Origin of the sequence: Gaoshiqia hydrogeniformans (assembly GCF_049347105.1) — a bacterium.
Lineage (GTDB): Bacteria > Bacteroidota > Bacteroidia > Bacteroidales > Prolixibacteraceae > Gaoshiqia > Gaoshiqia hydrogeniformans.
Genome location: NZ_CP186334.1, coordinates 3,897,047 through 3,909,488 on the forward strand (window position 1 = coordinate 3,897,047; position 12,442 = coordinate 3,909,488).

Below are 12,442 nucleotides of genomic sequence, written 5' to 3' on the forward strand. Positions count from 1 at the left end.
ATTTGTTATCCTGTAATGGGGCCTGGTGTTTTTGTAATTTTGATGTAATTAAGGCTTGTTAATCAATCAAAAATGACCGGCGCTTTTTGATGAGTTTGCCAGGTGTGTTTTTGGTTGAGGTGAAAAAATAATGTAATTTGAATAAAATACCTGAAGCGGTTGAGAAACATTTGCCGTTATTTTAGTTAGATTTTGAATTGAATCCGATTAACTAAACGTGTTTATATCATGAAATACCGATTGAATCTGTTGTTTCGTCTCATCATTGTTCTGTTTTTGCTCATTTCTTTCGATCTTGACCGGAGTTTTGCCCAAGTTAATTTCCCTTCGGAAATGCCTGATCGGATCGTGCTGAATGCAACACCCGACCCGGCAAGCTCAATGGCAATTACCTGGCGGACGGATACCACGGTGAAAACGTCGTTTTGCGAGTTGCAGCCGCTTACCCATACACGGGTCAATCCTGAGAATTCCAGCTCGTTTACAGCCAAAACAATCAGTTGCCGGTTCGAATATCCCGATGAGCCGGAGGTGGCTGCCCATCAGCATTCGGTTGTGCTGAACGAACTGACTCCGGGAGAAAAATACATGTACCGGGTTGGCAGCGAAGACCGCTGGAGCGAATGGTTTGAGTTTAGAACGCCTGCACCCGGCAGCACCGATTTTTCATTTGTCTACTTTGGCGACCCTCAGGTGAGTTTGAAGCCGGAGTGGTCGCGGGTAGTGCGGAAAGCCTGGCAAACCTGCCCCGATTGCCGGTTTATGCTGTATGGAGGAGATATCATCAACCGGGCCGAACGGGATTTGGAGTGGTACGAGTGGTTTGAGGCCGGTTCGTTCATTTTTGCAAGCCTACCGCAGTTGATGACACCCGGAAACCATGATTATAAGGACGGGACGCTTGATTCGCACTGGAATGCGCAATTCACCCAGCCAACCAACGGGCCATCCGGTCTCGAAGGGACCTGTTTCTTTGTTGATTATCCGAATCTGCGTGTCATCTCCATTGATTCGGCTGTCGGTTCCGAACTTGAAGACGAAGACGGATACCCGCTGACGGCACAAAAAGCCTGGCTCGATTCGGTGCTTCAAACCAACGAAAAAGATTGGGTGGTTGTCACCACGCACCTGCCTTTTTATTCGACCAATGCGAGACGTGACAACCCGCAGCTGCGAAAACATTTTCAACCAATCCTGGAAAAATACAAAGTCGACCTGGTACTCACCGGGCATGACCATGCCTATGGCCGAGGACGGGTTTCTGATACGCCGGGGATCAAACCTTCGGTGGTTTATGTCGTATCGGTCAGCGGGCCAAAAATGTACGAGGCCGGAAATGTTGGCTGGGCCGAACATAGCGGGAGTCATGTGCAGCTATACCAGATCGTTACCGTGAACGGGAATTCGTTGGTTTACCGGGCCTATGCTGCCGACGGTGAACTTTTCGACCGGTTCATGATCCATCGTAAAAAGAACGGACAAAAGAAGTTTCAGGAAATGAAACCGGATAATTAAAGCAAATAACTAAAACGAAATAACTAAACTGAATTTATGAAAACGATGAAAATGCAAGGGATTGGTATTTTAATGATCGGGATGGCTTTGGGTACTGCCTGGGCGGTCAGGGGGCAGTTTGGACATGAACAGGGCGCAGCCTGGGCCGGTGGGATCGGGGCGCTGGCCCTGGTGCTGGTGTCGCGCCGGGAAGACTGGTATCAGAAAGCGCTGCTCATTGCTTTGGCATCTGCCGTTGGCTGGGGTATGGGCGGGATGATTAGCTACGGGAAAATTGTTGGTTACGGGCGGGCCGATGATTTTTTGAATGCCTCGTATGGTTTGCTGATGCTTTTTGTGATCGGCGGTCTGTATGGTTTGCTGGGCGGCGGATTAACCGGCTTGAGCCTGAGTTCGTCGAAACAAAAAAAGGTGGAATGGACCGCTTTGATTGCCGAGATGGCCGCCGGCGGACTAATCGCGTATTATTTATTGGTTCATCAGCTCGAAATATGGATGACCCCGCCGCGGTCGGAAGCCTGGGCGGTATGTTTGGGCGGAGGAGCCGCCCTGATTTGGTTTATGGCCCGGCATAAGCACATTTCAGCCTTGCGGGTGGCGTTTTATTCTGCAATCGGAGCAGGCTTCGGATTCGCTTTTGGGAATTTTTTACAGATTCTCGGGAATGTGCTCGAAATTCAGTTTAACATGTGGAATGTGATGGAATATTCGATTGGATTTTTTGGCGGGAGTTCGATGGCATACGGAGTGTTCAGCTCGCGCTGGCCGGAAGAAAGTGAATCGGTAGCGCCCAAAAAATGGGAAAACCGGACTGCTTTTCTGTTGGTTTTTGTCCTGATACCGCTGATCGTATTCCAGCAATCCTCTTCCCTGTCTGATCCGCTTTTTAACCGTCCGGCAACTGGTTCTGATCCGGGCAAAGTGACTTTTATCGGCAGCCTGGCTGCTTTCGCCGTTTTAGCGGCCATGATCCGGTTTTCGTGGAGCAAATCGTTATCCGGAGAAATCCGGATCGGTGAGAAACCTGTAACGCGATTGTTCGCGGGATCTTTTATGGCTTACATTCTTTTCAGTTACTTGGTGAGCGGAGCATTCTCCGGTGTCTTTCTGTTTAATCACCACTTGTATATTGTTAATTTTGTGCTGATTATCTACTTGTTGAGCAGGCGGATTCCTGTTTCTTTTAAGATCTCTCAGCCGGAAATTAACGGGCAGGTCTGGATGAAAATTCTTATTGTGTCCATATTACTCGTTTTCATGCTGGCTTTGATTTTAATCAACATACATGGGGAAATGACCGGCTCTCAGCTTCGTTTTTCCTGATTGGGTTTTTAGCAGACCTGAATTCATTGTGATCATAATTTCTTATGATCGTAATATTTTTTAATTGAATTTTATTGATATTGTAATTGAATATTAACATGTAAATTCTATTGAATCTATTTATTCGATTTTTTAGGGTTAAAATGTAATGTGATCTGAATAAAATTCCATAGGCTTTGTGGTGTGTAATTCTCGATATTTGTATAAGTGGATATTCAAAGGGGTCTCTCTGATAGCATTTATGTTTGCTTTTGTGTTTAATAAATAACTAATTCTCAAATTCTATTGTCTATGAAAAAGAAAATCTTTCAAATGCTCTTTCTGGGGATATTAACTTTTTTGTCAGGCGCTGCATTTGCTCAGTTCAGAGTGAATGGCGTGATCAAAAGCGCTGACGGAGAGTTTCTTCCCGGCGCAGCGGTTATGGTAAAGGGGACCACCATTGGCGTACTCAGCGACGTGAATGGTGAGTATACCATCAGTTCGCCAAATGCGCAGTCGGTTTTGGTCTTTTCTTTTGTAGGAATGCAACCGCAGGAAATTCCGGTGGATGGGAGATCTGTGATCAATGCGACACTGAAGTCCTTAGATATCGCGGTGGACGAAGTGGTTGTAACTGCTCTTGGGATTTCCAGGGAAAAAAAATCGCTTGGTTACTCGGTCTCCAGTGTCAGCAGCGAGGACATGAGCCAGGCTGGAAATGTAAATATGTTGAAATCGCTTGACGGTAAGGTCACCGGTGTCAACATTGTGAGTTTAAGTTCAGACCCGACGTCCTCTGCTTTAATTACCATCAGGGGAGCTACTACCATTGCAGGTATTTCAAATAAAGACCAGTCCAACAGGTCGCAACCGCTCTATGTGATCGATGGTATTCCTGTAGGTAGCGGTCAGGTTGGAAAGTTAGGCGGCGTTGATGTCGGAAACAAAATGTCGCAGCTTAATCCAAGCGATATTGAAAGTGTAACCATTCTGAAAGGTGCGAGCGCCGGGGCGCTTTACGGGTCAGAGGCTGGTAACGGTGTTATTTTAATTACGACCAAATCAGGTGCGAAAGGCAAAAAGGGCATCGGGGTAGAAGTTACATCCTCTTTGGTATTAGACAATGTTTACAAAACGATGCCTGTTCATCAGGATTATTTCCAGGGTGAGCGTTATGGTAGCGATTATTATTCCATGGAGGCGAATTCGGCTTGGGGGGCAGCTGTTGGTAGCGCCGAGGCAGCTAAAAACTATACTCAATGGGATTTGCTGGAACAGAAATATTACAGTGGGCCATTGGTAAAAAGGACGAATGAGGACCGGATAAAAGCATTTATGGAGACAGGAACCACTGTTACAAATAATGTCAGTATCACCGGCAATTACGATAAAGGAAATTACCGGCTTTCGTTCACGAACCTTAAAAATACAGGTGTAATCCCGAACAATTCCACCACCCGCAACACGGTTAACTTTTCAGGAATGTATAAGTTAACCGATAACGTTTCGGTAACGACCTCTTTTTCTTATACAAAAGGTTATACACCAAACAAATCGGTTGTTGCCGGACGGGATGTTCGTACCGGTATCATTGAATTGTTGTATTCCATGTCTCCCAATATGGCTCCAATGAGCGAATGGCGAAAAGCCAATACCTGGATCGACGGTTATGAAGGTATTTATCAGAATACCCCGTATATGAGGCAGGCGGGCAACCCGGATGTCAGGACAGACGGCGACCAGGTCAGAAATAACAATCCGTATTGGGTTACTGAAAATAATATCCGCGAATTTGTGACAAGTGAGGTGTTTGGAAAGGTTGAACTTAACTGGCAAATCATAAAGCCTCTTAGTTTTCTGATACGCACGGGAGGAGATTTGTACACGGTTGGTTTTGAAAAAAGAATACCGTACGATAACCGGGATCGGACAAGGGGCGAATTTGAAGCTTCCAATAATCAGAATGAACGGATTAACACCGATTTGATTTTAACGTTCAACAACTCTTACGGCAAGTTTGATATTATTGCCAATGCCGGATACAACTACCGGTTTACCTATAATACAGGCTGGTCTTTTTTGGGGCAGAACCTGTTGAAACCGAATGATTTCAGGTTGGATGGTCTGAATAAGCAAACACTGAACGCTTTAAATTACAGTGGTTTTGGAACCGGAAGATATCAGAGTGTTTACGGAACAGCGTCAGTAGGTTTCAATAAAATGCTTTACCTCGATATTACCGGGCGGAATGACTGGTCGGGGATAACGGAACAGGAAGTACAAAAACATTTTTATCCTTCGGCATCGTTAAGCTGGCTTCTTTCTGAAACGTTTGACCTGCCTGAATCGATTTCGTTGCTGAAACTTCGCGCCGGATGGGCACAAGTAGGTTTCGGGTTGGGCATTCAACAAAACAGAAATACCTATGGTTTTAAAAACTATTCATGGAGTGGCGCCAGCCTGGGTACTGTTGGAGGTAGTTTAGTTGACCCGAACATTAAACCCGAGATCAATGAATCATTCGAATATGGCATCGAGGCATCGATGTTTAAAAACAGGGTGTTATTTGACTTTACAATTTTTACTGAAAAGCATTTAAAACAGATCAATACGATACCGGTCGTTTCGTCAACAGGATTTTCAAACTTAATGACGAATGTCGGTACTGTTGAAGCGAAAGGTTGGGAAGGGTCGTTAACGGTTGTTCCCGTGCGAAACAATGACTGGACCTGGAGCCTTACCGGGAATATTTCAACCGCTGAATCTGAAATCACCTACATGCACCCGAAATTTACATCGGCCTGGTATGATTATGCCGACAATTCGATGCAGCGCCTGGCTGTTGGCGAGAAAATGGGAAACCTGTATGCCAAAGAAGGCTGGTGGGTAGTTAAAGAAGGTGAGTTTAAAGGAATGAAATTATTGAAGTGGAGTTCAGGTACGCCGATTGAAAACGATGAAGCGTCAAACCGTGATTTCCTTGGCAACTGGAACCCGGACTATATTATGGGATTGAGTACAAATATCAGGTATAAAAGATTTAGATTGAGTATGGTCGGAAGTTTCAGAAAAGGAGGTATTTATGTGTCAGAAACTACAAAGATATTACGTGACGACGGTAAAGCGCCCTTCTCGGTTTCCGGTGACCATCATTATTGGGAAGGCGGACGTGTAGGAGCTGGTGGTTTTGCATGGCCAAATCCTGATAATATCCAGATTCCGGAAGTTAGAAACAGAATTGAAGAAAGCTATGCGGATTACAATGACGCCAGTTATTGGATTGGCGTGTATGTTGACCCGCGAAGCGGAGCAGGTGTTGAGGACAGGGACTTAGGAAACCAGACCTGGAATGATAATGGCGTACAAAGGCCGTACTATATTTTGAACGGCGCCGACCCCAATGCAACTCTTTATAATGATCCGTACTCTATTGTAGGAAATACGTGGGATTTTCCTCAGACCCGTACCTTCGATGCCACAAACTTTAAGTTGAAAGAAGTAACACTTTCTTACGATCTTCCGGTTCGTTTCACGCAAAAGTTCATGTGTCAGGGAGGTACGTTCTCGCTTGTTGCCCGAAATGTTTATTTCTGGACAAAAAGTGGCCAAAACGAAGACCCGGAGTCTGCTTTTACAGGAACACTCGACAACCAGGGTGTAGCCCGTTTTATTATGCCACAGGTTCGTTCCCTGGGATTTGAACTATATCTGAACTTTTAAAAAACTATAATAGATTATGGTTATGAAAAAATTAATAATCGCCTGTTTAGGTCTTTTTTACCTCGTTTCGTGTACCGACCAGTTGCGGATTGACGAAAGACAAATGGCCGAGGATGTTACATATGGAACAAGTGCGAAGTATTTGCTTGCCGGATCAATTGACGGTATTGCACAATGGTATCAAAGGGCAGGGATCAGAGAAGACCGGCACAACGCTGTTGTTCAGTATTACCAGCAATTATTCTCGGTGAAGTCTCAAACATATGAAGAGTTCTCGAAAGCGCCGGAAAACTGGAACACGGAGCTGGAATTACTGAAACCGGTGAAAGCCGGCTTAGAGCTGGCCGTTATCGAGGGTGAACCGTTTATCGAAGGCGCTTTGTTGGTTCTCAAGTCGTTTATGTTTGCCTACCTGACCAATCAGTGGGGGGATGTTCCTTATACCGATGCGCTTAGGGGAAGAGAAGGTATCTTCTTTCCTAAGTTTGATCCGCAAAGGGAGATTTATGATGGTATGCTGGCTGATCTCGACCGCGCCATCATGCTCATGGAAAGCACCTCTAATTATAAAGAACCTCAATTCGACCTGATTTATTCAGGTAATACAGCGAAATGGGTGAAATTTGCAAACTCTTTAAAAATTCGTCTGCTGGTGAGTTCTTACGAGGCGTATAAAAAGAATGGCGTGGATAATGGCCCAAAAATCGGTGCAATTGTAAGCAGCGGTAAATATTTCACCGCCGTCAGCGATAATGCAGCTTATTTATACCTTGGTACGGCCAATTACAACTCCTGGCCTTTGGGATATTATAACGATAATTCAGGAAATGAATTGACCCGGAGAAAACCGTCGACCACCTTTGTTAATACCTTGAAAACCCTGAATGATCCGCGCCTCAACGGATGGATTGCCCCGGCATTAATTCCCTGGGCCAATGCTGCGGCAACTGTTCAGGTTACCGACAGGTATAATTTTACCTACGAAGTTAAACAACAGGATATTAACGGCGATACAAATGGCGATGGTGTTCCGGATGGTCAGGGAAATATAGAAGGTTATCCGGTAGGAGAGCTGTATGTTGGCATGCCCATTGGATTTGGCGAAGGAAATCCGGTTCGTTATGGCGGAACGGTACCTCCCGCAGGAGCTTATGATAATTATCGTACCTCGTCGTTTGGGAAGTTGTTTGTTCAGGATAAATCCCCGCTGCTTAAGTTGACCTTGCTCCAGGCATGCGAAACAAATTTATCCCTGGCCGAGGCGGTTCAACGAGGCTGGATTACCGGGAATGCCAAAACATATTACGATAACGGCGTTACCCTGAATATGCAACGCTGGGACATTCCTGATGCCGAAATAACAGCATATCTGGCCAGTCTGCCGGTTGTTTTGGATGGCAACAATAACCTTGAGAAGATCGCTACTCAAAAATGGCTGGCTCTGTTCACAGTTGGTATTGAGGCCTATTTCGAGTACAGAAGGACAAAATTGCCCTCTGTCATCGGCGATGCCGTTCCATCGGGCTTGGGAAACGATTTCCCGGAACGATGGCGTTATCCGACTGCCGAAAAGGACAATAATACTGACCAATACAATGAGGCTGTGGCCCGTCAGGGGGTTGATGATCAATACACTAAAATTTGGATTCTTAAATAAGCAAGCTCATAATCGGAGTTTGAAATGGGTGCTGTTTATTACAGAACAGCGCCCATTTTCAAAACCGGTATTTCTCGATTCCAATAACTACGGTGTGCGCGATCCGGCAGAACAGGGTATCGTTTAATTTTCACGACAGGGTGAATCTCTTGTTCTGATTTGGGCCCTCAGTTTAAAACTTGACATGACAATAATAACCAAATGAAAATGAAAATCTTTCACCAGTTGATTTCTGTTTTTTGTTTTTTGCTCCTCTTCGGATCATGCATGAACTCGCCAAAAGAAGCAAAACCTGTTCACCGGGATATGCCTTTTGTGCAGGATTACTCCATTAAATACTATTTGAACGACGAGGGTCAGCAACTTCTCGGTGTAGTTTCTGACCGTAACGAAAATATCCAGGTGCTTTCGACCCGCGGATTGATGAAACCACACGACGGGCGGTTCCTTTATCCGGGAAGGCTGGTTCCTGACCTTACCTACCGACCAATGGCTGACAAAAAAATTACCGCCATCACCTCGTATCAGGATCAGTTTGTTTATCTCGACGATGTGGCGGTGTTGAGCAACGCCTGGGCGGGGAAATTGTTCTCGAAACATGGTATGCCCAATGCCCGGTGGTTTGCCGGAGGCGATGATTTTTCATTTCTGGTTTCCGACGGAACAGTTTTAAACTATGTAAAAGATTCGGAGACACAATGGTCTGATAAGCTTGAGGGCGGGATCATCGACATACGTTATGCGCCCGAAACCGGCATCTACTGGATACTGAACAATCAGTCAATCAGTATATTTTCGGCAAAAGATAAGGAGTTGTCCCGTTTTTTTGAAGGGGACGGCTTTACCGCTTTCGAGCTGACTGAGGGCGGAACCAAAATTATTGTTGGCACCAAAAACGGCTACTTCGGGTTGGATGCCACCTCAAAAGAACAAAACGCAGAACTCCGAAGCAAACTTCCCTGTCCCGAAATTAGCTGTGTAAAAGTGGTAAACGGCGATATCTGGTTTGGCTCGCCCGAAGGCGCTTTTATGCTGCGGAACGATGGGAAATTCAATTATTACAATGGCGAACGCTGGCTTCCGGGGAACAAAGTTAGCTCAATTGCCCCCGGTCCGGACGGTTCGGTTTTGGTGCTAACAGACAAAGGACTCGGGCAAATCTGTTTCAAAAAAATGACTTTGGCAGACAAGGCGGCGTATTTTCAGAAACAAGTCAGGCAGCGGCATATCCGAAACGGATTCAATTCATCGCTTGACGGCATGAAAAACGGCGATCTCTCAACCGGCTACCTGAGCGACTCGGACAATGATGGGCTGTGGACTTCGATGTACCTGGGTGCCGAAATTTTCAGGTACGCCGTTACCCGCTCGGAAGAAGCGTTGCAAAATTGCCTGGAATCACTCGATGCCATGGAGCGCCTGTATAACATCAATTCCAACCCTGTTGGCTTCCCGTCGCGGTCGTTTGAACGGAGCGGGTACATTAACATTTTGTCCGATCCCGAAAGGTGGCAACATGCCAAAGATCCCGAATGGGACTGGAAAGCCACTACCAGCAGCGACGAGGCGATCGGCCACATCTTCGCTTTGGGCGCCATGGCCGAACTGATTGACAATGAGCCGATGAGAAAACGGGCGATTCACCTGATTGATATTTTGATGCAGCACATTGTCGATCACGATATGTACCTGATTGATTACGATGGCAAACCAACAACCTGGGCACGGTGGAACCCCGAATATGTGAATGCCAGACCAGTGATGGTAGGCGACCGTAAAATCAATTCTTCAAACATTATAGGCATGTTACAGACTGCCTATCATTTCACTCAAAAAGAAGTTTTCAGGGAAAAAGCTTTCGAACTGATGCACGAACATGGCTATTTTGAAAACCTGATGCGACCCATGAAAGAGATTGGCTTGGCGCCCGCCGACGCCGACGAACTAAGCCGCGACTTGTCGGAAAGCTGGAACCACTCGGACGACGAGATGTACTTTCTCGGCTACTGGGGCTTGTACCGGTATGCGTTTAATGACACGCTCAAAGCCCGTTACCGCGAAGCCATCATTGACCATTGGGAAATCGAACGGCCTGAAAAAGAAGGGGCCTGGAACATTTTTACGGCCATGGTCAGTGCCGAGTTCGATCTGAATGAAGCCATTTGGTACCTTCAGGAACACCCGATGGATTTAATCAACTGGGACATCAAAAACAGCCACCGGAACGACATTGAATTGATAGGACCGAACTTCAGGAACCAAACCACCAAAGCGGTGCTTCCTCCTGATGAAAGGCCGGTACAACGGCACAACGGTAACATGTTCCGTCTCGACCGCATTGGCGGTAATGGTAACGGCGAACACAGCGCCGGCGATATCTGGCTGCTGCCTTACTGGATGGGCAGGTACTTGGAGGTGATCAGCGGGCCATCCAATACCAACATTCCGGGTTCCGATTTATAAATTTTATTCCCGTGAAAAGAAACCAGCTATTTGCAAATTTAGTGATTCTCTTTGTTGTTGCAGGCTTGTTATCCTGCACCCGCCAAGAGAAAACAGTTGACGAGGTAATGGACCGGGTGGTCAGCCATTTGTACGAGAGCATGGACATCGGTGAATTGCCGGCATTGGACCAGGAACAGGTGATGTCGTTATTTTCAGAAGATGAGTTGAAAACGCTGGCTACCCGTCATTGGACTTTCGAGGTGAATGTGCCGGTGGTGGTGTCGGTGATGCGGAGTGTGAAGCAGAAAAACCAGCCGTTTTGGTTGACTCAAAGCGGGTTCGTCAAAACGGGGATGACCATGAAAAACGAGCAGACTACCTACGAAGTGTGGCAAAAACCGTTCGGAGCAGGAACGGTTGGTCTGGGCATCAACGGCTTTGAAAATTACGGCCTTCATTACTTTGTTTCGGTGGCGCCTCAGCATCCGAACGATCAGTTACACATGCAGAATTTTTATCCCAAAAACCAATATACCGGTATTTTGGACGACGGGGCTTTTATATATCACGACTGGGATGAACTGGTTTTGACCGATGTTCCCGAAGAGATGAAAGGGCAGAAATTGCTGACTACCATCCGGGGCCGGGGCGCCGAATCGCATCTGATCGGTGCGTTTCGGACCAGTTCTTATCCATCGTCACAAACGGCAGATCAGGTGATGCTCACCTGGAGTTCCGATCCTGCAACCGGCGTGGATATCCAATGGCGGATGGACACGACTGTTAACGCCGGGCTGGTTGTGTACCGGGAAAAGGGCAGCAACCGGGAATACTCCGTGCAGGCTGAAAAATACCGGATGGAGGACCGGCTGTTGGCAAACGACCGCTTTATCAACCGCTTTACCGCAAAACTGCGCGAATTGAAACCCGGAACTACGTATGAGTACCGGATTACGCCAAGCGATAACTGGACCGGGAATCATACCTTTTCCACAGCCGCCGGCGACGATCGGTTTTCATTTGTTTGGTTTGGCGATACCCATTATTCGCCCACTTTCGAGAAGTTAATAAACACCGCCGATCAGACGTACCCGGATGTTGCATTTTATTCCATCGCCGGCGACCTGGTCAGCGACGGTTTGCACCGCAACCAGTGGGACGAGCTGTTTGAATACTCGAAAAATGTGATTCGCCGGAAGCCGCTGATGTCGGTTCCCGGAAATCACGACAACCGCTACGGTCTGGGCGCCCGGATGTACCGTAATCTTTTCAGTTACCCCGAGAACGGGCCCGAGGGCGTGGAGAAAGAGCAGACCTATTCCTTTGAATATAAAAATGCGCTGTTCCTGATGATTGACGCGACTTCGCCTGTTGAAGCACAAACTTCGTGGATTGAAGAACAGCTTGCCCGCTCAACGGCTGTCTGGAAATTCGCCATGTTCCATTTCCCGCCATACAATTGGGAAGAACCCTATGCGGATATCCAAAAGGCCTGGGTGCCGCTTTTCGATAAACACCATGTCGACGTCGTTATGGGAGGGCACATTCATTATTACATGCGCTCCAAACCCATGAAAGCCGGGCAGGTGGTTGAATCGTACAACGAAGGAACGGCTTATCTCATCTCGATCGCCCTCCCAACCAAAAATCATCCGATTGCCGGTGAACCATACGCGGCAGTCACGAATACGGAGGGGCATCTGTATCAGCACGTGAAGATTGATGGGCGTAGTTTGTCTTTTTCAGCTTTAAATGCCGATAATCAGTTAATCGACTCGTTTACTATTAAAAAATGAAGAC

General features: G+C 46.7%; 6 protein-coding genes. All 6 read left to right on the forward strand.

Going from position 1 to position 12,442, the window contains the following annotated elements:
- Positions 1-228 precede the first annotated feature (228 nt).
- Positions 229-1,515 (forward strand): fibronectin type III domain-containing protein, encoded by a 1,287-nt coding sequence (locus ACOIT5_RS15455; protein WP_423127057.1) that lies wholly within the window; start codon positions 229-231, stop codon positions 1,513-1,515.
- Positions 1,516-1,551: 36 nt separating this feature from the next.
- Entirely contained in the window at positions 1,552-2,838 is a 1,287-nt protein-coding gene (locus ACOIT5_RS15460; protein ID WP_423127058.1) for a hypothetical protein, read from the forward strand.
- Between the two features lie 291 nt (positions 2,839-3,129).
- A complete protein-coding gene (locus ACOIT5_RS15465; RefSeq protein ID WP_423127059.1) occupies positions 3,130-6,540 on the forward strand; it encodes a SusC/RagA family TonB-linked outer membrane protein in 3,411 nt (1,136 codons plus the stop codon).
- 22 nt (positions 6,541-6,562) lie between these two features.
- Positions 6,563-8,197, forward strand: a complete 1,635-nt coding sequence (locus ACOIT5_RS15470; protein ID WP_423127060.1) for a SusD/RagB family nutrient-binding outer membrane lipoprotein — start codon at positions 6,563-6,565, stop codon at positions 8,195-8,197.
- Between the two features lie 201 nt (positions 8,198-8,398).
- Positions 8,399-10,660, forward strand: a complete 2,262-nt coding sequence (locus ACOIT5_RS15475) for a hypothetical protein (RefSeq protein ID WP_423127061.1) — start codon at positions 8,399-8,401, stop codon at positions 10,658-10,660.
- Between the two features lie 11 nt (positions 10,661-10,671).
- Positions 10,672-12,438 (forward strand): metallophosphoesterase, encoded by a 1,767-nt coding sequence (locus ACOIT5_RS15480; RefSeq protein ID WP_423127062.1) that lies wholly within the window; start codon positions 10,672-10,674, stop codon positions 12,436-12,438.
- Positions 12,439-12,442 lie beyond the last annotated feature (4 nt).

Coding starts and splice junctions, on each gene's coding strand:
- ACOIT5_RS15465 (WP_423127059.1), top strand. CDS start 3,130: ATGAAAAAGAAAATCTTTCAAATGCTCTTTCTGGGGATATTAACTTTT.
- ACOIT5_RS15470 (WP_423127060.1), top strand. CDS start 6,563: ATGAAAAAATTAATAATCGCCTGTTTAGGTCTTTTTTACCTCGTTTCG.
- ACOIT5_RS15475 (WP_423127061.1), top strand. CDS start 8,399: ATGAAAATGAAAATCTTTCACCAGTTGATTTCTGTTTTTTGTTTTTTG.
- ACOIT5_RS15455 (WP_423127057.1), top strand. CDS start 229: ATGAAATACCGATTGAATCTGTTGTTTCGTCTCATCATTGTTCTGTTT.
- ACOIT5_RS15460 (WP_423127058.1), top strand. CDS start 1,552: ATGAAAACGATGAAAATGCAAGGGATTGGTATTTTAATGATCGGGATG.